This is a genomic window from Roseobacter sp. S87, assembly GCF_055693285.1.
In genome coordinates, this window is the sequence record NZ_JBVFTR010000004.1 from 1144392 (window position 1) to 1166227 (window position 21836).

A 21836-nucleotide genomic window follows, 5' to 3' on the forward strand; every position below is an offset into this window, starting at 1 on the left:
AGATGGATCTCGCCCGTTTCGCAATTGAAAAGCGCCTGATTTCAGCGCTTGCCACACTGCTCATCCTGCTGGGTGGATATTTCGCCTATACCGCTCTGCCGCGTTTCGAGGACCCGGAATTCATTATCCGGCAGGCGCAGATCATCACGCCATACCCCGGCGCCAGTGCCGAAGAAGTGGCGGGTGAAGTCACCGAGGTGGTTGAGAACGCGCTGCAGCAGCTCTCTGGTGTGGATGAGGTCACCTCTGTTTCCTCGCCCGGGCGCAGTACCGTCAAGATCGAGTTTACAATCGCATCGACCAAGACGCGTGATCAGCTGGCGCAGAAGTTCACCCAGATGCGGGCCAAGATCAGCGACATTCAGGGGGACCTGCCACCCAATGCGCAGGGAAGCATCGTCTATGACGACTTTGGCGACGTATACGCGCTCTATTTTGCAATCGTGGGTGACGATTATACGCTCAGTGAACTCTATGAATACGGCAAGGACCTGCAGCGCGAACTGGTGACTGTTGATGGTGTGTCCAAGGTCGTGCTCAGCGGGGTTCAGGAAGAGGTCATCTACGTCGAATACGCGCCCGCGCGGCTCATTGAACTGGGCCTGGCGCCTTCACAGATCGCCAGCCTGCTTGAAGGGCAGAACCTCGTCGCACCCGGCGGTTCGGTTCAGGCGGGACCGGCCCGGCTGACGGTGCGCGCCCCTGCTGCGGTCGATTCCATCGAGGCGATTGAGAATCTTGTAATCGCAAACCCGCAGAACGGAGCGACCTTCCGGTTGTCGGATATCGCGGAAGTGTCGCGTGGGTATGTGGAGCCGGCGACGAGTCTGCTCTATCGGAACGGAAGGGCTGCTATCGGTCTGGGGATTTCCAACAACATCGGCGGCAACGTCGTGAACATGGGGGATCTGGTCAAGGAGCGTATGGCGGAACTGATCTCTGAACGTCCCATCGGCATTGATGTGGAAACCATCTCGGATCAGTCGAGCTCTGTGCGCGTATCGGTGAATGACTTCGTCATGAACGTAGTGCTCGCGCTGGCCATTGTGGTGGGGACACTGCTCATCTTTATGGGGCTTCGCTCGGGTATTCTGATGGGGGGTATCCTGCTCATCACCGTGGCGGGCACTTTGCTGGGGATGTATCTCTACGGGCTGGACATGCAGCGTATTTCGCTGGGTGCGCTGATCATTGCGCTTGGCATGCTGGTGGATAATGCGATTGTTGTGGTCGAAGGCACACTGGTGCGTGTGCAGGCCGGGGAAAGCCCTGAAGATGCGTCCATCGGTGTTGTAAATCAGACGAAATGGCCGCTGCTGGGCGGTACAATCGTTGGTTTCCTTGCATTCTCTCCTATTGGGTTTTCGCCGGACAACACCGGTGAATACGCTGGCAGCCTGTTCTGGACGGTCAGCATCGCGCTGCTCTTTTCCTGGCTGATCGCGATCTGGCTGACACCCTATTACTGCACGCTGCTCCTGAAACCGGGCAAGGCAGAGGAGAAGGGGGAGAACATAATCCTGCGCGGCTACCGCGTCTTTCTGCAAAAGGCGATCCGCATCCGCTGGGTGACCATCGCGATTATTGTCGGACTTTTCGCGTCTGCAATTGCGATGTTCTCGCAGGTGCCTCCGGGCTTCTTCCCGGCCTCCACCCGCGAACAGTTCGTGGTGGATTATTTCCTGCCAGAAGGTGCCGACATCTCTGTGACGGAGGCCAACGTTCAGGAGATCGCTGCTCACATCCGGGAGCTTCCGGGCGTGACCGGAACGAACACAGCGATAGGTCAGGGTCACACACGCTTTATGCTCACCTATGAGGCTGCAGATGCCAGCTCGGCATATGCGCAGATCCTCGTGGACGTTGAGGAATTCGCCCAGATCGCCGGTCTGGTCAGCGAAGTTCAGCCCTGGATCGACGAAAACTACCCGGCTGCAAACGCCAAAGTCTGGAAATTCCAGCTTGGCCCCGGCGGCGGTGCCAAGATTGAAGCACGGTTCTATGGCAATGATCCGAGCGTGCTGCGTGATCTGGCTGCCCAGGCCAAACAGGTCATGGCGGATTACGGCGCCATAGCCATCAAGGACGACTGGGGAGAGCTGCGCCCTGTGATCCGCCCGGTGATCAATACCGAGAACGCGCGACGTCTCGGTCTGACGCAGGGCGAGATTGTCTCCGCGATCTACGGGCATATGAACGGCACGCGCATCGGGACCTATCGCGAGGCGGAAGAACTGCGTCCGATCATCATGCGCCCGTTTGAAGCGGAGCGGGATGATGCCGCGCGCCTGCAGGATGTGCAGATTTTCAGCCAGGTTGCCGGCACCTATGTGCCTGTGGCGCAGGTGGTGGACGAATTCCGGCTGGTCTATGAGGCTGGCAACCTGCAGCGGTTTGACCGCCAGCTGGGGATCACCGCACAGTCTGACAACCCCGAGGGTGTCCTGTCTGGTGATCTGTTCGCGCAGGTCCGTGGCCCGATCGAGGCCATTGAGCTGCCACCCGGGTATACCATGACCTGGGAGGGTGAGTACGGCAGCAGTGCCGAAGCGAACGAAGGCCTCGCATCAACGATGCCGCTAGGGTTCGGTGCGATGATCATTGTGGTGCTGCTGCTGTTTAACGCGATCCGGCAGCCGCTTATCATCTGGCTGACTGTGCCGCTCGCGCTGATCGGTGTGATCTGGGGGCTGGCGCTGTCAGGCACTGCCATGGAGTTCATGGCGATCCTCGGTGTTTTGTCGCTTGCTGGTATGCTGATCAAGAACGCGATTGTTCTGATCGACGAGACAGACAGTCAGATCGGGCAGGGCAAGGAGCGCATGCAGGCGGTGGTCGATGCGGCCGTCAGCCGGGTCAGACCGGTGTCACTGGGTGTTCTGACGACTGTGCTGGGGGTGATCCCGTTGCTGTGGGATCCGTTTTTCAAGTCGCTGGCGGTTGTGATTATCTGCGGTCTCAGCTTCGCAACGATTCTGACACTGATCGTGGTGCCGACGCTCTATACGATCTTTTTCCGGATCAGTTCGTCGTCTGAGGCAGACGCAGGATAATCAGATCTGCTGCCAGAGGCGCAGAGCTTCGGCGGCGGGAATAAAGGGCGCTGTCACGGCAAAGCCTTCCGTGTAGCTGCCGTAGAGAACTATGGCCGCGTCATTGTCGCATTTCAGCAGCATGCCCCGCGGGGCCGAATCAGGGCTTTGCTGGCGGAAGGCTTCCGTGAACCTTTCCAGCACCGGGTCGGTGGTTTCTGCCTGAGGCTGCCGGTCATTCTCCCATGTGATCTGGTAGGCTGCCAGCGGCCGAAGGGTAGCAAACAGTAGCTGATCCGCCGGGACGATATTTTTTGGTGCCTTTGCAATCTCTGCCGCTGATACCCCCTCGTCTGACGCTTCAAATGCGTCCGGTCGACCAGTGCAGGTAATTTCAATGTCACCGTCACAGGACAGGAGCGCGATCAGCTCATGCATCTGCTGAGCCGCGGGAGCGTCCCCGATCCATACCATCATGCGGTCAGCGACCGTAATCTGCAGGCCCGGTTTGCCTCCGCCGGACACCGTGTAATTGCGCGGCAGCACGGTTGTATCCACCAGCCACGACAGCTGGTGTGCGCGCGAAAGCAGATCACGTGGCATAACCTCGGTTGCCTGCCGGCGTCCGGCTGCGGCGACAATCATGCCGCGCAGTTCGTCTGAAGCCGTTTCAGGCATGGGTGTGGGGAAAAGCGCGTTCATCAGACCGCCTCGTCAAGGGCGTGGGATGCCTTCCGCAGCCCGGTCAGAACACCGGGGATGTTCCAGGTGCCTGCGACAGGCATCTCGGTGCAAGTAGCGTCGGTCAGACTGTCCCCATGGCGCACAACGGCCACCACGTGCTGTGCATCAAACAGCAACATCTCTGTCGCACTGACCCCAGCACCATCCGCCAGCGCGAACCCATCCGCCATCGTGTCCGTCAGAGCATTCAGCGCAGTCTGCCCGGCCTGTGACGCTTCTGAACTCATCAGAGGCTGGCGTGTGCGCAGGTCTGCAAAAAGGACGGTCAGCGCGTCCGGAATGCTGTCGTGCAACGACTGCAGCACATTACGGGGAGCTTTCTTCGGGACGCCAGCGCTCATCCTATTCTGCCGCACCTGACCATTGTTGCCGTTCCGCACGGCGCCGGTTTGCGCTCTGTGCGTTCAGACGGACGCGGCGCGGACGGATCACGCCTTCCTGTGCGGGGGCTTCAGGCTCTGCCGGCTCAATGGGATCGCCCATCGCTTCATCCCGTTCAATGGCCGCAAAAACGGCGTCCGTTTCCGTCAGGCCGTCTTCCAGTGCGGGCATGTCAGGTGCTGATCGCATCAGGATCTCAATGAGATGCTCGCAGAAGGCGGCGACACCACTGGTCGCCCATACATCCACGTCTTCCTCCGCATGCAGCGCCTCAAGCAGGCTCACAGGAAAAACCTGTGCAAACAGCCCGTCAGTTTCCCGGCGGATCCGTGCGAGTACCCGTTCCCGGTCCTTTTGCGCGCGAAGCTTGTCAAACTGCGTGACCAGCAGCAGATTTTCATACCGGGTGCGGCTGCGTACAGCATCCCAGATCGCCGCCTCCGACTGTCTCCAGGCTTGCGTGGCATGCGTGCACCAGACCACATGATCGGCTTCCCCGACCACTGTTTCCCACATATTGCGGGGCATGTTCGGATCCGAAATCCCCGGCATGTCGATCAGGTCACAAAGCGCCAGCGTGTCCGCTTCCATTGTCACGTGGATGTAGCGCGTATCGTCAAAAGAGACGTCGTCCAGCGCATTGAGCGGCACTTCGGTACGCTTCCCGTCCATGTCGATGACAGCAGCACCCGGTGTGCCGTATGTCATCAGGACCGGCGGCAGGCGCGTTGCGGTCACCCGCATCGGCAAGGGGGCCCGTCCCAGCAGGATGTTGCACAGGGTGCTTTTGCCCGCACTGAATTCACCCATCAGTGCGACCCGGGGTTTGCGCCCGGCAGGGGCGGGCATCAGGGCGTTGTTCGGGTCATCTGTCATTGCGCGGCGTGCCTTACGTCCTGTGGATCAGTTGCCAGCACCTCAAAAGTGTCCAGCAGAGCATCCAGTTCTTTCGTCTTCCGGGCTTCGTCCGCCCCGAGGCAAAGTGTTTCCAGACCTTCCTTGTCTCCGCGGCTGTCTCCGATTTCGTAGAGGATGTCGCGGTTCTGCTCCATAAGGTCCTTGAGCACGGACTGCAGGCGCGCGGTCACGTCAATAGCATGTCCGGTTTTCAGGCCTTCCATGAAATCTGTTGTTTCCGCCGAGATCAGGTCTCCGAAACGACGGGCGAAGGCCTTGTATCCGCGTGTGCGGCGCCACCAGCTGGTCAGCCAGCCCTCCTTGAATTCCATGGCAATGGTGCCTGCAATGCCAACAGGCGCCGGCAGGTCGGGTATGTCAGGTACGGAAAGGCGCACACCCTCGACGGCTTTGCCAAAGGCACGGAAGTAAAACTCGGCGATCTCGGTTACAGCGTCGGTGTAGTGCTTGTGTGCCGCCCCTCTGGCTCGTGTCTCGAATACGGATGCGGCCGAGCGCAGTCTCGCTGCGCAGACCATCCGGGCTGAAGCGCCACGGCTGCTCCGGTCCATAGTTTTCGAGATGCCGGATCAGGGCCACGGATGCATTATGCAGAAAGCCGGCATGCGCGCGGTCTGCGCGCTCCCGGAAACCGTCAGTCAGCGTGGTGAGCGTCGCCGCCAGCGCGTCCGTATGACGGTCGCACAGAGCGTCGAATTCACGCCGGATTTCCTGCATGGTCATGTTTTCGGTCTGCGTGTCGCCCGCAATGCGGATCTTGTTGGCAGCCTGCTGGCCGCTGGCTACTGCCGCTGCATCAGAAGAAACCCGGCGCAGCAGCGCGTTGCCCGTGGTGCCCACGATCTGCGCGGCGATTGCGGCCTGAAGTGCCGGCAGACCGGAAGCCTGCCATGCGCTTTCCGCAAGTGCCTCGCCGGGCGGTACTGTGCCTCGCTGTGCGAGGATGTGTTCTTTGTCGTCGCCTGTAATGTCACCTGTCAGCGCAAGATGCGCCCAGAGCGCACTTCCGAACAGGATCGCCGCATCCTCGGGGCCGCTGTTGCGTGACAGAACCTTGCGGATGCTTTCCTCGATCTGGGGGATCTCGGTTTCCGGTGAAGTCAGCTCGTCGCAGCGGTTCACAAAAATCAGCACGTCGCGCGATGGCATTGCCGAAATCAGACGAATGAGCCCCATATCGACCGAACTGAGCGCCTGATGAGCGGACAGAACCACCACACAGAACCTGCTGGACCGGACCGCGTTGATCGTGACCTGTTCACGCATCATGAACGTGTCGTTCACGCCGGGCGTATCGCGCAGGCAAAAGGGCAGCGCGGCAACCGGTGTTTCGAGCCACAGATCAGCGGCACTTGTTATGTCAGCAAAACGCCCCTGTGTATCCTGAGGATCGGGCGTGTCCACGTCATCACCAAGGCAGATGTACCGTTCCAGCAATTCGGAATCGAAACTGTCGTAATCATGTTTCTGACCCAGCAGCAGCTCGAAACGGCGGCCCAGACGCTTTTTCGATTTCTCGCGCAGTGCGGTCACCTGGGCACGGATTTTTTCCTGCTCATCTTCGGCGCCGGCACGTTCCGCAAGCTCACCCAGACGCCCGCCTTTCTGGATCAGGCGGTCCCATTCAGCCTCCTTCATCAGCTGGAACCTGGCGTTGCCCGGAACACGTTCGGGTCCGGGGCGCAGGTGCACGGAGGTCACAACGGATGTCCAGGGGTTCACGTCTGCGGGCAACAGGTCCGGCCATCCGGCCATGGCATTCACCAGCGTCGTCTTTCCGGATTTCACCTGACCCAGAAACGTGACCGCAGGTTCAAAGCTCTCCAGGTCCTTCTCAAGCTTCGCGATAGGTTTTTTTGCCGACGTGCCGGCCAGGGCTGAGAGCTCCTGTACCGCCTCGCTCAGGCATTCGCGACGGGTGGCAAATTCGGCCATCGCGTCCGGCGCTTCAGGCAGAAACCCATCATATGCATTGCCGGAGCCGGTCGGCTGATCATCATTCTGCTGCGTGTCGGTCATACTGCGGTGCCCGTAAAAATTCTGATATCTGATGCGGATGTTGAGTCAAATTTTTCCCGTATCTGAACCAAATTGTAGGGACAGCTCCGGGCGTTCATGTGTTTGAAATGTGGCGCAGATCCGGCATTGTTTCCGGAAGTCAGGTTTTATGCGGATTTCTGGCCAGATAGTTCCCGGTTGAGTTGAACCAGCAATGCAACTGCGTTCCGGGCAGCAGAATCGCTGTTCTGGCGCGCGAATTTCTCCACATGTTCAATGGCATCGCTGACTTCGGCCCGAAAGGTCGTGGCCTCGTTCGGCAGCGCAACAACCAGCCCTGACATGGCTTTCTGACACAGTGACAGTATTTCGGACACAGTCTGGTCAGGTCTGGCTGTTGTCAACTTGTCGATCCATTTGTCCAGACCGGAGGTGGCGCGTGCCATTTCCCTGCAGGTTTTCGTTTCTGTGGCCAGTGCGCACTGATCCAGTATGGCCTGTGCCCGAAGAAGATCGGACTGACGGGCCTGCTGGATGATCTTCGTCACTCTGGTGAGGATGGCGTGGCCGCCCGATTTCCTGAGTATTTCTTTATCGCCCGTATCCGCAGCAGCGGCTTCGGCACGATGCGCGACGAGGGGGTAAACGCCCGTAAAGCCGGACCCCGCCATATTCTGTGCCCGCGAAAGTGTCCCTGACAGTGTACCCGCCGCGTGCAGCCTGTCCGCCATGGTTATGACAAACAGACTTCGGCCGCTGAGCTGATCCGGCACACAGTTCCAGAGAGCGGACTGATCCTCCGCATCAGCTGCGCACCAGAGCAATATGTCCGTCTGGTCCGCTACCATGTCCAGCAGGTCGCGGGCCATTCCCGTATCATCAGGCAGAGTGACCTCAGTCAGACTGCGGTCTTTCAGGCAGGCGTCGGTGAGTTCCAGGCGCAGGCGCATGGCCTGTTCGGGCAGCGTAAATTCAGTGCCTTCTTTGTCGAGAGTAACGATCTGCCCGGTGCTGTATTCACAAAGTGTTTTTTCCTGCGCCGACCAGACAGCTTCTGTCATCGTCAGCCCGTCCGTCGCCGGCAGAACATGGTGGCCCGCCAGCATGTTGGCGAGGCATGTCTTACCGGTATGCCTGCGCCCGACCAAAGTTATGCGGACCGGCCGGTCCAGACAGTCGATCAGGCTAGCAGCAGCGGCGCGCAGGTTTCGGGGCAGGGCGGTGTTTTCAGTGACGGCGCGCAGGGCCGCTGGGATGTGATCTGTCATGCCTTGGATCGTCAGAGGAATGACTGTCCGCTGGCACGGCTGACAGCTCGTTTCTCCCCACCGTGAAGGTCGAGGAAGATACGCCGCGTCGCCTGCGTCGCCGTTTTCGTCTGCTGTTCGGCGTCAGGATCGGAAATGCGGATGGTGCACAGCGCAATGTTGTCCTGTTCCGGGTCCTTCAGGGCCAGTACGGCATGCATCAGCCGTTCGGAAATCTCGGCGGCCGGACGGAAACGGTTTTGGTAGATCACCCGCGCAATCTGATCGTCTGTGAGGTATTGAAGACCGTCGCTGGCGGCAACGATGATGTCGTCGTGGCGCAGTTCAACGGGCACCTCGCGGCAGTCTATCTGCTGCACTTCCCGGCCCATCAGCACGGATGTCAGACAGTTCCGGTCGGGGTGCAGATCTGCAAGATCCTGCGACAGCGACCCTTCGTTCACACGGTCCTGCAGCTGCTGGCCCAGCGAATGTTCTTCGTTCAGACGGAAAAGATGCTGGCCGCGGAACAGGTACAGGGGGCTGTCACCCACCGAAATCCAGTACAGGTGATTGCCGGCAACAACCGGCGCCACGAGGGTGGCACCCATGCCTGCCGTTTCCGGGAACTGACGGACGTAGGTTGCCAGACAGTCATTGGCCCCTTCGGTGGCCCGCCGCAACAGATCACCGATGCCTTCACCGGTTGCCGCTGGATTGCCGGCCTGCATTTTCAGCTCACTGAACACCTCAGTGACCACGACCTTGCTGGCGATATCGCCAGCGGCATGGCCACCCATCCCGTCGGCGAGAACGGCAAAGCCGATGCCCCCGCCTGCGGTGAAGTCAACTGCCAGGGTATCTTCCTGACAGGCGCGGCGGCCCTGGTGGATTGCCGGGGCCGCATCGCAGCGAAAACGCTTTGTGTCAGCCATATTTTGCGTCTTTTTCGTCTTCGTCGTTCCATGTGAAATCATCACCGCACAGAGTAACCAGGCGCAGGGTGGTTTCACCGATCCGGACAAGATCGCCGTCAGAGATGGTTTCAGTGCTCAGAAGGGGTCTGTCATTGATACGCACCAGATTGGCTTTGCCGCTGTGCCCGATGAAGAAGCTGTTCTGCTCACTGTCATAGGCGACGGAGACATGGTTCTCGCGCGAAATGGCGTTGTCACCGAAGTTCAGGGCAACGGTCTGGTCTTCAGCGCGGCCGATGCGCGACACGCCATCCTGCAGCGTAAAGGACGCGCCACGACCGGGGCCTGCAACCACGACCATCCAGGCGACCGGGAAGCGGGCCTGACCGGCACGTGCAGCTTTCTCGATAGGGTCGAGTGCTGCGTCGCTGTCCGTGGCAAAACCCAGCAGCCGTGTTTTCACGCGACCCGATCCCTGAGCTGCGCGGCCCGGCATCGGGGCCGGCATTTCGAGCAGATCAGCGCTGTCGGCCATGCCGGTATCACTCTGTTCGTGAGCCGCATCCTGCATCGGGGCAGGCGCTGGCGGAACTGCGCGTACGGCCTGACGCTCTCCGGCCATTGCACGGCGCATTTCAGCCAGTGATGCCGGTGCAGGAACCAGGCTGTCATCCTCTTCGTCCTCATAGGCGTCCCAGCTCTGATCCTCATCGGAGAAGTCTTCGTGGGACTCCTCTTCGGCACCGGCAACATGCTGTTCGGAGAACAGACGGTCGAGCGGATCACCTGCCGCAGCTGCCGCATCCTCATCAGAGGCATCTTCAATGGCGCGACGGGCAGCCTCAAGCGTCATTTCATCAGATTGCTCATCGTAGGCTGCGGCGTCCTCATCTTCCCAGTCCGACCCGTCAAAGCCATCGGGGTCAAATTCGTCCGGGTCATAGTCGATACCGCTGAAGCCCGCAGCATCAGCGTTATCAGTGACCGGGTCCGCCGGCGTTTCACGGTATTGACCGAGATCGAGGGCCGCGGATGTGTCTTCCTGATCAGCGGCAAAATCCAGCTGGTTCTCTTCAGCAGGCATGGACGCGCTGACCGGTCCGTTGCTGCGTTTTTCATTTATGATGTCGCGGATAAATTTCATCGGTTTCTCCGTTCGTTAGACTTTACTGCTCAGGTGGATTTTCTGCTGACGCAGCGGGACACCAGTTTGCCCAGAAGTGATTTTCTGCTCTGCCGAACAGGGGCTTCGGCAACCTCTGTGGGGGCCGCTGCTGCTGTTGGTGCGACAGGTGCGGGTGCTGCCTGCTCCTCTTCCTGCTCACGAAGCCAGGCTTCGACATCGTCAATCGGGTTGCCAAAGATGTCGACAACGCGGCGCGGTTCGGGTGCTTCTTCGGTTGCGGTTTCGTCTGCCGCATCATCTGCATCCGCGCGGATCTGAGGTTCGATTTCGGTGTTGATCTGACTGACCAGTGCAGAGATCCGGCTTTCCAGCATAGGGTCTGCCGCCGGTCGGGTCCTTTGCCGCGGGGCCGGTGCAGAGCCGCCCTCAAGCGCATCCTGCCACGCGTGGGCGGTACGGAAGCGGTCCACCTGGGAAATCTGCATTGCCCGGTCTACGGAGGCGAGCAGCCGTTCGTCGTAGCCTGTGACTGACCCCAACAGTGGCACCAGTGGATCGGCATGACCGGTCGCGGCAGCGCGCAGGCGTTTCTGGCAGTCCGGCGCTATTTCACCGGTAATGACGTGATAAAGAGTGGCACCCAGGGCATAGAGATCACTTGAAAAATCATGCTCGGCGCCGGGTGTGTAAAACTCGTGCGGTGAATAACCGTCCTTTACAGCAATCATCCGGGACACCCCGGACTGACCAACACCTGCAGGTTCGCTTGCCGCGCCAAAATCGATCAAAGTGACGTGACCATGGTCATCAACCAGAATATTGTCCGGCGAGATGTCGCGATGCAGCACACCGTGACTGTGCGTGTAGACCAGCGCCTGCAGCATCTGGTCAAGCACGCTGCTGACGAAGGCGGGGGTAATCAGTTCCGGACGGTTTTCGGCCAGGTCGATCAGGTCATCACCGGCCACCAGGTCCAGTGCCATATAAGCGCTGTTGTTTTCCTCGAATACCTGATGCACGCCCACGATGTTGGGGTGCTCAAGCTTTGCCATCCGCCGGGCTTCGAGCACAAACTGACGCCGGACCGCGTTCAGCGCGCGGTCAAAACGGGCATCAACTGGCTCTACGATACCCGCCACGCGCCGGCACATGTCAGACGGAAAACACTCCTTGATCACAAAGGCACGGTCGAGGCTGTTGCGCGCAACGTAGGTGATGCCGAAACCGCCCCGGCCCAGGTGCTGCGTTATCTCATACTGACCGTTCAGAAGCGTGGCGCCTGTGGGGAGTTCATCTTCCTGAACGAGATCTTCGAGTGCGGTCATCCGTGTCATTTGTCTTACCTGGTTACCAGCGTCCGGCGGGTGATCGGGGCTTTGAAATTCATTTGACTACAATTGTATTTGTCGTCTCAGAATGTGATCAGAAAATGGCGCACAGGCGGCGGCTGCGTGGCATCCGGCCGGATTAACCACGATAAATCAGGTTTTTATGGTAAATTCAGGCCGGCGTGGTTAACGCGGCTGGCACTTTCAGGCCGCGGTTCCCCGGTGCGCGCCGGTGGCCGGATCAGCAGCTGAAGAGGACCGGCAGTTCTGCATCATGAAGCAGCGACCAGGTCACTGAACCAACAACAAAGTCGTGAAAGCGCGAGTGTCCGAATGCGCCGGTCGCAATCATGTCGGCGTCTGTCCGGCGGGCAGTTGTGACAAGGAGCGGGGCCACATCGGAACCATCCGCCTCGCAGTGTGTGACCGTCGCGCGCAACCCGTGACGTGCATACATTCCGGCTATTGCCAGCGCATCGAATTCCGTCATTTCGTCCAGCAGCGGTCCGCCGACCTGCACCACATTCACGTCAGCGTCCGGCGCGGCCACGCTGACCACGTCATGTGCGGCGCGCGCGGCTTCTCGCGAATTGGTCCAGCCGAGCAGAATCCGTTGCCCAACGGGCGGCCCGTCGTAACCGAGCGGGACGACCAGGGCCGGCCTGCCGGATTCCCGGATCACGCGTTCCTGAACGTTGCGCTGGTCGTATCGGTCAGACGCCTTGTCCGCCTGCGCCATGATCACCAGATCCGCCGCGCGGGCGCTTTCGACGATCCGTTCGGCAGCGGAGACAGCTTCGGCCCGCAGCAGGCGCCATTCGCAGGGGAAATCTTCCGTGTTGCAGTGCCGCTCAAAGATTTCTTCTATTTCTGCGGCTTCGCGGGCCTGGCTCTCATTAAATGCGCCAAAGGCCTGATCGGGTATGTGCATGGCAATCCCGGGGTAGACGACCAGCGCCTCAATCGTGTGGACCCCGACCAGCAGAGCGTTGTGCCTCGCGGCCAGCGGTACAGCAATCCGCATCAGTGTGTCTGCGTGCCGGCTGCCTGTAAGGCAGACCTGTATCGTTTTAATCGCCATGGTTTATTTCTCCCTGCTCCCGTGCGCCGTTATGGCCCCATCGAAAGGGCGCTGTGAGGCCTTCGGTAACACTGTCAGAATGCGCGAACCGGGCTGGCCGCACCTTGATTCTGATCAAGTATACCTGGCCGGGACGCTTCAGAGGGCGGGCCTGTTCAGCGTCTTCGGAACACGGGCGCCCGTTTTTCCGCAAATGCCTGGCGTCCTTCTGCGTAATCGGCACTCATGGAACAGGCCGTCGCCAGGGCATTCATCCGGTCGGCGGCAGCGTCAGCAGCGTCACTGCCAGCGGCCTGTATAGCGGATTTTGCCGCCTCAATGGTCAGGGGCGCGTTGCCGGCAACAGTGGCGGCGAGCCCGTTCACTTCAGTTTCCAGATCAGCCGCCGGGACGACACGGTTGACCAGACCATGCGTCAACGCTTCTGCGGCATCCAACATCCGCGCAGAAAACAGAATCTCAGAGGCTATGGCGGGCCCGACCACGGACCGCAGGCGCCGGACCCCTGGTAGCCGTATCCCAGGCCCAGTTTTGCGGCCGGTATGCCCATGCGGGTGCCCTCAGCGCAGATCCGGATATCGCAGCTGAGCGCAATCGCCATACCGCCGCCGACACAAAAACCATGAATTTGAGCAATCGTTGGTTTTGGAAACGCATAGAGTGCTGCATCTGCACCTTCGTAGCGTTCATTGTAGTTGCGGATGCCTGTATCTGAGGCGCGCATTTCGTCAAACTCAGTAATATCGGCACCCGACACAAAAGCGCGGTCGCCGGCGCCGCTCAGGACAACCGCCCTGATGTCATCGTCTGTCTGGAACAGCGCCAGCGCGTCGCGCAATCCGTCCCACATATCAAGCGACATCGCGTTCAGACGGTCCGGTTTGTTGAACACGATCCGTCCAATGGCACCGTCATGGAAGGCCAGCAATTTGCCATCGGCAAAAGACGTCGGCGGGGAGGGCATGGTGCAGTCCTTTCAGTACCAGAAGCGGTACGCGGCATAGTCTATATTCCGGTGCTAGTGGCAAGCCCTGTGGCGGACCGATGACCCGTCGCGGCCTTGACACCGGGATGGCCATTTGGTGACGTCGCGCGGCAAAGGGTTGATGATATTTGCAGTCCTGGCAATGTGATGGCGCGCATCAGCATAAGAGCCGCCGGAAAGACGCGGGAGGGCCGTCATACCATGAGCACGCTTTTTCACGAGGATACGCTGTTGGAAGGGACAGGCGCGGACGCGGTGGCGCGTGCCCTGTTTGAAGTGGCCAGCGGTCTGCCGTTGATCTGCCCGCATGGGCATACCGATCCCGCCTGGTTTGCACGGGACAGTGCGTTTCCCGATCCTGCTGCTCTGATCGTGACGCCTGATCATTATGTGACGCGGATGTTTGCGAGCCAGGGTCTGGGCCCGGAACTGTTTGGCGTGCGCGGAACAGATGGAGCAGGTCAGGATGAGGACCCACAGACCATCTGGCGCAGGTTTGCGGAGCACTGGTATCTGTTTCGCGGCACGCCGACACGGCTCTGGCTGGATATCACCTTTCAGCGGCTGTTCGGCATCACCGAACCGCTCACGCCGCAAACGGCTGATGACATCTATGACCGCATTGCAGCAGCACTTGCCACGCCGGAGTTCCGCCCCCGGGCCCTTTATGAGCGGTTTGATATTGAAGTGCTGGCGACAACGGATAATGCGCTCGACCCGCTGGATCATCACCGCGCCATTGCCGACAGCGGCTGGTCCGGCCGGGTGATCCCAACCTATCGTCCGGACCAGATCACGGATCCGGATCATGAGGGTTTCGCTGCAGCTCTCGATGACCTCGGCGATATGACTGGTGAGGATACGGGCACCTGGCGCGGCTATCTGGCGGCGCATCACAGCCGGCGGGCCTATTTTCGGGCGCAGGGAGCGACGGCCACGGACCATGGCGTCCCGGATGCGGTAACGGCGGACCTTGATCCTGACACGGCGGCCGCACTTTTTGACCGGGTCCGCTGCGGGCGTGCTGACGATCGTGATCGTGTGCTGTTCCGGGCGCAGATGCTGACCGAAATGGCCCGCATGAGCGCCGAAGACGGCATGGTCATGCAGATCCATCCCGGATCCTTCCGCAACCACAATCAGCAGGTATTCAGAAGGTTCGGGCGGGATAAAGGGTACGATATCCCCACGCAGACGGAATTCACGCGCAGCCTGCACCCGCTGCTGAATGCGCTGGGGAATGAAACGCGTCTGCGTATCGTTTTGTTCACACTGGACGAAACCACCTATGCAAGGGAACTGGCGCCCCTTGCCGGCGCCTGGCCGTCGCTGGTGCTGGGCCCTGCATGGTGGTTCCACGACAGCGCCGAAGGCATGCGGCGGTTCCGTGAAATGACGACGGAAACGGCAGGCATCTACAATACAGCCGGTTTCAACGACGACACGCGTGCGTTCCCGTCAATACCGGCGAGGCACGAGGTGGCCCGGCGGGTCGACTGCGCCTGGCTGGCGCGGATGGTGGCCGATCACCGGCTGCGCGAGGATGAGGCCTTTGACATGATTGAAGACCTGACCTGTGGTCTTGCAAGGCGCACGTATCGCCTCTGACTTGTCGTTTGGTCCATGCGGATTAGGTGGCCCGAAGACGTCCGGGAGGGGCCACTGATATGTCTGAGCGACCTGAAATTGCAGTGATCGGGGCAGGGCTGGCGGGTGTGCATCTGGCACGCCTGCTGTCAGATGTCGCCACGGTCACGGTGTTTGAAAAATCACGCGGCATCGGTGGGCGCATGTCCACACGCCGGGCGGATACGCACCGGTTTGATCACGGTGCGCAATATTTTACGGCGCGGAGCGACGCCTTTCAGTCATTTCTGGAGCCCTTTTTTGCGCAAGGACATGTGGCAGAGTGGAACCCGCGCCTGGCCGGTGCTGCCGCTTCGGACCCGCGTTGGAATGCGCCGCGTTTCGTCGGGGTACCTGCCATGAACAGTCTTGCGAAGGCTGCCGCGTCAGGTCTCAAGGTACGGTTGGGTGACGCTGTGCAAAACATCCTGACGGCGGGACAGGGGTGGCGGCTCGCATGTGCCTCAGGAGCTGAGGCGGGACCCTTCGACATTGTGCTGTCGACGGCCCCGGCCTTTCAGACGGCTGCCCTGCTGCCCAGCGGGATGACGGGACGGAACGCGCTGGACCAGGCGAAGATGCTGGGGTGCTACAGCCTGATGCTGGGCTTTGACGCAGCACCTGACCCGGGATGGGACGCCTTTGTGGGCGATGGAGATCCGCTGGCGTGGGTCGCTGCCAATCACAGCAAGCCCGGGCGGGATGCGCGGCCTGCCTTTCTCTGCCAGACCAGCAACTCCTGGGCGGAAGCTAATCTGGAGCGGGACCAGGAGGATGTCCGGCGCGACCTTCTTGCGGCAGTCAACGATCTGACCGGGATTGATACCGGTATGGCAGAGTATGTAAGCCTGCACCGCTGGCGCTATGCGGCGGTTCAAACGCCCGCTGGCCAGCCATATCTGTTCGATCCGGGGCTGGGTATCGGTGCCGCCGGCGACTGGTGCGGGCAGGGGCGCGTCGAGGCGGCCTTTGACAGTGCCGGAGCCCTGGCATCAGCTGTCAGAATGCATCTTTCAGGCGGATGATGCTGTGGATCAGGTGACCGTCACGGTCATGCTGCCCAGACCGGCAATCGCAACTTCCATCTCATCGCCACGCTGAACGGGCCCTACGCCGGAGGGTGTGCCCGACAGGATGACATCACCCGGTGCCAGCTCAAAATACTCCGACAGAAAAGCAATCATTTCAGGCACTTTCCAGATCAGCTGATTGAGATCACCTTCCTGGCGCAACTCGCCGTTGACGTGCAGGGTTACGGCGCCCTCGGTCAGAACACCGGTTTCTGCCACGGGATGCACCGGGCCTATAGGGGCCGAGGCCTCAAAAGCTTTGCCGATTTCCCATGGCCTGCCGGCTTTTTTCATTTCGCCTTGCAGATCACGCCGCGTCATATCGAGGGCCAGGGCGTACCCAAAGACATGTGCCTGTGCCTGATCGGTGCTGATGTCCCGGCCGCCCGATTTGAGCATGACAGCAAGTTCCACCTCGTGATGCACGTCTGATGTCCTGGGCGGATAGGGAAACGCGCCCGTTGTGTTCAGATTATCGGGGTTTTTCTGGAAAAAGAACGGGGCCTCCCGGTCCGGGTCGTGACCCATTTCAATGGCATGCGCCGCGTAGTTCCGCCCGACACAATAAACGCGCCGAACCGGGAAAACCGCGTCCGATCCGGCGATCGGCACTGCGGGAACGGCGGGTGGGGTGAAAGCGTAACGGGTCATGTGCTCTCCGGGGCTTGCAATTTCTGTTCTGAAGCGGGTCTATCGGCTGAGCGGCGGTTTGGGAAGCGCTGGCCTTCGGCCCCGTCGCCACTATCTGTCAGGCAGGCCCTGAACCGGGTGCGGCGGGATCGCCCGACGACACACAAGACAAGGATGATGAACCGTGCAGCCAATCTCTGAGTTGCTTCTTGCTGATCCGGCCGGCGCGAAAGCTCCTGGCGCGTCATCATCAGAATGGATGTCATATCTGCGTTGTGCAGAGATTGCCGTGACAGCATCCCTGAAGGCGTCCTGCCGCGAAAAAGAATACGACATCTGCCTTCGTGAGATCGGGGCGAAGGCGGTGACTGTTCATACCCGATATGAGGGACGGACATGGGAATCGGCGGACAAACCGGGATTGCAGATCTGTTGGTCGGCGCCGGGCTTTGATCCCGCTGGCGTGTTCACGTCGTGCGGAAAGCGCCTTGAAAAAGCGCAGGGGACGGCGGTGCAGGAACCCGGGCGCAACGCAGATATACCCACGCCTGTGATTGATACACTGCTTGCGCTTTGGCTGGAGTTTGAAATGCCCCGGGATGCCGCCGGATGAGCAACATGCTTCGTGTCAGCGGTTTGTCGAAATCCTATGAGAGCGGCGGCGTCCGGGTGCCGGTGCTGGAGGATGTCAGCTTTTCAATGGCCGCAGGCGGGTCGCTCGCACTGACCGGTGAATCCGGTAGCGGAAAAAGCACGGTGCTGCATCTTATCGCGGGTCTGGATAAACCGGACGGGGGCAGTATCCAGGTCAGTGGCCATGAAGTGGCAGGTCTGGACGATGCGGCCAGCGCGGTACTGCGGCGGGGAACCATCGGACTGGTGTTTCAGCAGTTCAATCTGATCCCTAGCCTGACGGTTGAAGGCAACATTGCCTTTCACGCGCGCCTGTCCGGTAAAAATGATCCCGGACGGAACAGTGAGCTGGCAGAGCGGCTGGGGCTGCAGGAGCATCTGAGCAAATACCCGGAGGCGCTGTCCGGTGGGCAACAGCAGCGTGTGGCGATTGCGCGGACGCTGGCCTGCCGGCCCGCGCTGATACTTGCGGATGAACCGACGGGTAACCTGGACGAGGCGACAGCTGACCGGGTTCTGGATCTGTTACTGGAGACGGCAAAGGATGCGGGTTCTGCGGTGCTGATGGTTACGCATTCGGGCAGACATGCGGGCCGTATGGAACGTCAACTGACCCTTTCGCGTGGTCGTACGGTGCAGACTGAAGCAGCAGAAACGGGTTCTGTATGATCAGGACAGGGATGTTCGCGCTTGTCTCTTACTGGAGGCGTAATCCCTGGCAGCTACTGACGCTGATCGCGGGGCTGGCCCTCGCAACTGCCCTGTGGTCGGGTGTGCAGGCCATCAATGCCGAAGCCAGAGCGAGCTACAGTGCCGCATCTGGTATTCTGGACGGGGGTGGGCTGGCGAGGCTGTCCCGTGTGGATGATCAGGTCATCAGTACCAGTGACTATGTGGCCCTGCGCCGGCAGGGCTGGCAGGTGAGCCCGGTAATGCAGGGGCGGCTGCAGATCGGAGCCGGGGAATTTGTACTCACCGGTGTGGATCTCCTGACCTGGCCCGGCGCCGTATCAGGATCAGCCACCGGCCTCGCCGCAGTGCCCGAGGGATTTCTGGGCGAAGATCCCGCGCTGCTGGCGCACCCGGATGATGCCCCGGCTCTGAGCGGTGTCGACGCGACGGTACGCGCGGACGCGGGGCGGGTGCCCGGCCGTCTTCTCGCGGATATCGCACTGGCGGACCGGCTGCTGAAAGGTGCCGGGCGCATCGAATACCTTGTGGTGGCACCGGACCAGCCGGCCGGCATCCCGGACCTGCCGCCGGCATACCGCATCACCACTGCAGACGCGGCTACTGACCTGAGCAGACTGACGCGCAGCTTTCACCTCAATCTCACAGCTTTTGGCCTGCTGTCCTTTGCGGTCGGCATTTTCATTGTTTACGGCGCCGTCGGACTGGCCTTTGAGCAACGCAGGGCAATGTTCAGAACCCTTCGGGCGCTCGGGCTTCCGTTGTCCCGTCTGATGTTTCTGGTGACGGCAGAGCTTGGATTCTTTGCGCTGATTGCGGGGGCGGCAGGCGTCGCTATGGGGTATATCATTGCGGCGGCGCTCCTGCCGGATGTCGCCGCAACCCTGCGCGGTCTTTATGGGGCCGAGGTGGGCGGGCAGCTGACCCTGCGGCCTGCATGGTGGCTGTCCGGGATGGGCATGGCCTTTGCCGGCACAGGTATCGCAGCGGTTGCGGCACTCATCAGGCTGGTGCAGATGCCTTTGCTGTCCTTCAACCATCCCCGGGCCATGAGCCTGCAGGCAGCGGGTACACGCCGTCTGATGCTTCTGGTGGCGCTGTGCCTTGTTGCGGGTGGTGTGATCATCGGACAGGTTGCCCAGGGGCTGGTGGCCGGGTTTGGCCTTCTGGCGGGGATCCTGCTGGGGGCAGCCCTCTGTCTGCCTGTGTTGCTTTCTGCTGTGCTGCATGTTGCCGAACGGGCAAGCCGGGGCGTTGTGGCCCAGTGGTTCTGGGCTGACACCCGTCAGCAACTGCCGGGCCTGTCCATGGCCCTGATGGCGCTACTGCTCGCCATGGCGGCCAACATCGGTGTGTCGACCATGGTGTCCAGCTTCCGGCTGACTTTCACCGGATACCTGGATCAGCGGCTGTCCTCAGAACTCTATATCCGCCTGAACGCTGAAGCGCAGGTCACTGAAATAATGCCGTTTCTCATGGAAAATGCTGATGCAGTTCTGCCTGTGGTTTCTGTCGATACGCGGGAAGGCGGGCTGCCTGCAGAAATCTTCGGGCTGCGTGATCATCAGACATACCGGGACAACTGGCCGCTGCTGGAGGCGCGAGCGGGCGTCTGGGATGAACTGGCCGCTGGCCGCGGTGCGCTGATCAACGAACAGCTTGCGCGCCGACAGGTGTTGTCGCCCGGCGACAGACTGAGCAGTGGTGACGCTGTTCTGGGTATCTACAGCGATTATGGTAATCCTGCAGGGCAGATTATCATCGCCGAGGCCACTTTTCAGGAACGATACCCGGGCGTTCGGGCACAACAGTTCGGGCTGCGGACGAATGATCCGGACGGGCTTACGGCAATGCTGCAGGAGAGGTTCGAGCTGCCGGCAGATGCGCTGATCAACCAGAAAGATCTCAAAGCCTTTTCGATCTCTGTTTTTGACCGGACCTTTTCGGTCACGGGAGCGCTGAATGTACTAACGTTATCTGTTGCGGGCCTTGCCATTCTGATCAGCCTGCTGACGCTGGCAGCGATGAGGTTGCCGCAGCTTGCGCCGGTCTGGGCGCTGGGGATGACACGTCGGCGGCTGGCGGGGCTGGAACTGGTGCGCGCTGTCAGCCTGGCGGCGCTGACAGGTGTGCTGGCGGTGCCTCTGGGACTGTTGCTGGCCTGGGTGCTGCTGGCTGTGGTGAATGTCGAGGCATTCGGCTGGCGGTTACCGATGTTCCTGTTCCCCGGGGACATGCAGCGCCTCGGCGCGCTGACGCTCTGTGCGGCCTTTCTGGCTGCACTGTGGCCTGCCCTGAAACTGGCCCGAATTCCACCACAGATGTTGCTGAAGGTCTTTACCAATGAACGCTGAGAGACGCCACTTCAGGCTGGCCGTAGTTACCACAGTCGTTTCAGTTGTTTCTGCGTGCTCGCAGGTTATGGCGCAGGGCTTCGCCGGGCTTGGTGCCACCGCCGAAGGGTTTTCACACCCGTCGAGGGATGTGCCAGTCACTTTCCCTCAGGATCACGGGCCGCACCCGGATTTTCGGATTGAATGGTGGTATCTGACCGCGAACTTGCAGGCCGAAAACGGTACATCATATGGTCTGCAATGGACGTTGTTCCGCTCGGCGACAGAACCGCTGGAAAGGGAAGGATGGTCGAGCCCCCAGATCTGGATGGGGCATGCCGCTGTGACAACGCCGGATCAGCATTTCGTTGCCGAAAGGCTGGCGCGGGGCGGTATCGGGCAGGCCGGCGCCGTGGCGGATCCGTTCACGGCCTGGATCGACGAATGGGAAATGACCGCGACGGGGGACGGGATCGCAGAACTGGACCTGCGGGCGCAGGGAGACGGATTTGGCTACGACATGCAGTTGTCGGCAACAGGCCCGCTGGTGCTGCAGGGGGAAGAGGGATATTCGGTCAAATCGTCGTCCGGACGGGCCAGTTATTATTACTCACAGCCGTTTTATGAAATCTCTGGCACGCTTCAGCTGCCCGAAGGTGATGTTGCTGTTACCGGAACGGCCTGGCTCGACCGGGAGTGGGCGTCACAGCCACTGGGGGAAACACAGATCAGCTGGGACTGGTTTTCGATGGTCTTTGACAGCGGTGAACGGCTGATGGGGTTCACACTGCATGACAGTGAAGCCGGCGATTTTACGGCTGCGACATGGATTGAACCAGATGGCACACCGACACCGTTCCCGGATGGAGCCTTTGTGTCGGAGCCCCTGGAGACAGCCGGGGTGGCCGGACGCGACGTTCCGGTTGTCTGGCGCGTGAGATTGCCGGACAAGAGGGTTGATGTGACCGTGCGGGCGCTGAATTCTCAGGCCTGGATGGACACATCGGTATCCTACTGGGAAGGACCGGTCGTCATCAGCGGCAGTCACCCGGGCAAAGGATACCTGGAAATGACGGGCTATTGACCTTACAGCGGGA

Annotated in this window: 20 protein-coding genes; 7 read left to right on the forward strand and 13 right to left on the reverse strand. The window is 60.6% G+C overall.

The genetic code is table 11. The annotated features are described in order from the left end of the window. Nucleotides 1-2: 2 nt before the first annotated feature. Complete coding sequence (locus tag ACZ1HA_RS06540) at nt 3-3053, forward strand: efflux RND transporter permease subunit (RefSeq protein ID WP_472713314.1); 3051 nt, start codon at nt 3-5, stop codon at nt 3051-3053. Here ACZ1HA_RS06540 and ACZ1HA_RS06545 read toward each other — a convergent pair whose 3' ends face one another. From ACZ1HA_RS06545 to ACZ1HA_RS06600, 12 genes are all read right to left on the reverse strand, one after another. Further along, the gene (locus ACZ1HA_RS06545; RefSeq protein WP_472713315.1) at nt 3054-3734 is read right to left on the reverse strand and encodes a hypothetical protein; all 681 of its coding nucleotides are present in this window, start codon (nt 3732-3734) and stop codon (nt 3054-3056) included. Continuing rightward, nucleotides 3734-4117: a hypothetical protein gene (locus ACZ1HA_RS06550; RefSeq protein WP_472713316.1), complete on the reverse strand. Its 384-nt coding sequence runs from the start codon at nt 4115-4117 to the stop codon at nt 3734-3736. The genes ACZ1HA_RS06545 and ACZ1HA_RS06550 overlap by 1 nt, the downstream gene beginning before the upstream one ends. Before the next feature lies 1 nt (nt 4118). Next, a complete protein-coding gene (locus tag ACZ1HA_RS06555; protein WP_472713317.1) occupies nt 4119-5033 on the reverse strand; it encodes a dynamin family protein in 915 nt (304 codons plus the stop codon). Beyond that, nucleotides 5030-5452: a hypothetical protein gene (locus ACZ1HA_RS06560; RefSeq protein WP_472713318.1), complete on the reverse strand. Its 423-nt coding sequence runs from the start codon at nt 5450-5452 to the stop codon at nt 5030-5032. Before ACZ1HA_RS06560 ends, ACZ1HA_RS06555 begins: the two co-directional genes overlap by 4 nt. After that, nucleotides 5433-7094 carry a dynamin family protein gene (locus ACZ1HA_RS06565; RefSeq protein WP_472713319.1) on the reverse strand — a complete coding sequence of 554 codons (1662 nt, stop codon included), beginning with the start codon at nt 7092-7094 and terminating at the stop codon, nt 5433-5435. The genes ACZ1HA_RS06560 and ACZ1HA_RS06565 overlap by 20 nt, the downstream gene beginning before the upstream one ends. Before the next feature lie 146 nt (nt 7095-7240). Further along, nucleotides 7241-8341 (reverse strand): hypothetical protein, encoded by a 1101-nt coding sequence (locus ACZ1HA_RS06570; RefSeq protein WP_472713320.1) that lies wholly within the window; start codon nt 8339-8341, stop codon nt 7241-7243. A gap of 11 nt (nt 8342-8352) precedes the next feature. Next, a complete protein-coding gene (locus ACZ1HA_RS06575) occupies nt 8353-9255 on the reverse strand; it encodes a PP2C family protein-serine/threonine phosphatase (protein WP_472713321.1) in 903 nt (300 codons plus the stop codon). Next, nucleotides 9248-10381 (reverse strand): FHA domain-containing protein, encoded by a 1134-nt coding sequence (locus ACZ1HA_RS06580; RefSeq protein WP_472713322.1) that lies wholly within the window; start codon nt 10379-10381, stop codon nt 9248-9250. Before ACZ1HA_RS06580 ends, ACZ1HA_RS06575 begins: the two co-directional genes overlap by 8 nt. 29 nt (nt 10382-10410) lie before the next feature. Then, on the reverse strand, nt 10411-11697 hold the full coding sequence (locus tag ACZ1HA_RS06585; protein ID WP_472713323.1) for a serine/threonine-protein kinase: 1287 nt from the start codon (nt 11695-11697) through the stop codon (nt 10411-10413). Nucleotides 11698-11932: 235 nt separating this feature from the next. Beyond that, complete coding sequence (locus ACZ1HA_RS06590; RefSeq protein WP_472713324.1) at nt 11933-12772, reverse strand: universal stress protein; 840 nt, start codon at nt 12770-12772, stop codon at nt 11933-11935. Nucleotides 12773-12927: 155 nt separating this feature from the next. Beyond that, nucleotides 12928-13257, reverse strand: coding sequence for an enoyl-CoA hydratase-related protein (locus tag ACZ1HA_RS06595; RefSeq protein ID WP_472713325.1), 330 nt, complete (start codon nt 13255-13257; stop codon nt 12928-12930). After that, on the reverse strand, nt 13239-13736 hold the full coding sequence (locus ACZ1HA_RS06600) for an enoyl-CoA hydratase-related protein (RefSeq protein WP_472713326.1): 498 nt from the start codon (nt 13734-13736) through the stop codon (nt 13239-13241). Before ACZ1HA_RS06600 ends, ACZ1HA_RS06595 begins: the two co-directional genes overlap by 19 nt. A 222-nt stretch (nt 13737-13958) precedes the next feature. Between ACZ1HA_RS06600 and uxaC the strand changes: the two genes are divergently transcribed. Beyond that, nucleotides 13959-15365 carry a glucuronate isomerase gene (gene uxaC, locus ACZ1HA_RS06605; RefSeq protein ID WP_472713327.1) on the forward strand — a complete coding sequence of 469 codons (1407 nt, stop codon included), beginning with the start codon at nt 13959-13961 and terminating at the stop codon, nt 15363-15365. Nucleotides 15366-15424: 59 nt separating this feature from the next. Continuing rightward, on the forward strand, nt 15425-16408 hold the full coding sequence (locus ACZ1HA_RS06610; RefSeq protein ID WP_472713328.1) for an NAD(P)/FAD-dependent oxidoreductase: 984 nt from the start codon (nt 15425-15427) through the stop codon (nt 16406-16408). A gap of 9 nt (nt 16409-16417) precedes the next feature. On the opposite strand, the gene ACZ1HA_RS06615 is transcribed toward ACZ1HA_RS06610, so the two are convergent. Beyond that, a complete protein-coding gene (locus ACZ1HA_RS06615) occupies nt 16418-17104 on the reverse strand; it encodes a fumarylacetoacetate hydrolase family protein (RefSeq protein ID WP_472713329.1) in 687 nt (228 codons plus the stop codon). A 238-nt stretch (nt 17105-17342) separates the two neighbouring features. On the opposite strand from ACZ1HA_RS06615, the gene ACZ1HA_RS06620 reads away from it, so the two are divergent. The 4 genes from ACZ1HA_RS06620 to ACZ1HA_RS06635 are packed head-to-tail and all read left to right on the forward strand — an operon-like array spanning nt 17343 to nt 21823. Then, nucleotides 17343-17696 (forward strand): hypothetical protein, encoded by a 354-nt coding sequence (locus ACZ1HA_RS06620; protein WP_472713330.1) that lies wholly within the window; start codon nt 17343-17345, stop codon nt 17694-17696. Beyond that, on the forward strand, nt 17693-18385 hold the full coding sequence (locus ACZ1HA_RS06625; protein WP_472713331.1) for an ABC transporter ATP-binding protein: 693 nt from the start codon (nt 17693-17695) through the stop codon (nt 18383-18385). The genes ACZ1HA_RS06620 and ACZ1HA_RS06625 overlap by 4 nt, the downstream gene beginning before the upstream one ends. Beyond that, on the forward strand, nt 18382-20760 hold the full coding sequence (locus ACZ1HA_RS06630; RefSeq protein ID WP_472713332.1) for an ABC transporter permease: 2379 nt from the start codon (nt 18382-18384) through the stop codon (nt 20758-20760). Before ACZ1HA_RS06625 ends, ACZ1HA_RS06630 begins: the two co-directional genes overlap by 4 nt. Next, a complete protein-coding gene (locus ACZ1HA_RS06635) occupies nt 20750-21823 on the forward strand; it encodes a lipocalin-like domain-containing protein (protein ID WP_472713333.1) in 1074 nt (357 codons plus the stop codon). Before ACZ1HA_RS06630 ends, ACZ1HA_RS06635 begins: the two co-directional genes overlap by 11 nt. The last annotated feature ends 13 nt before the right edge of the window (nt 21824-21836 follow it).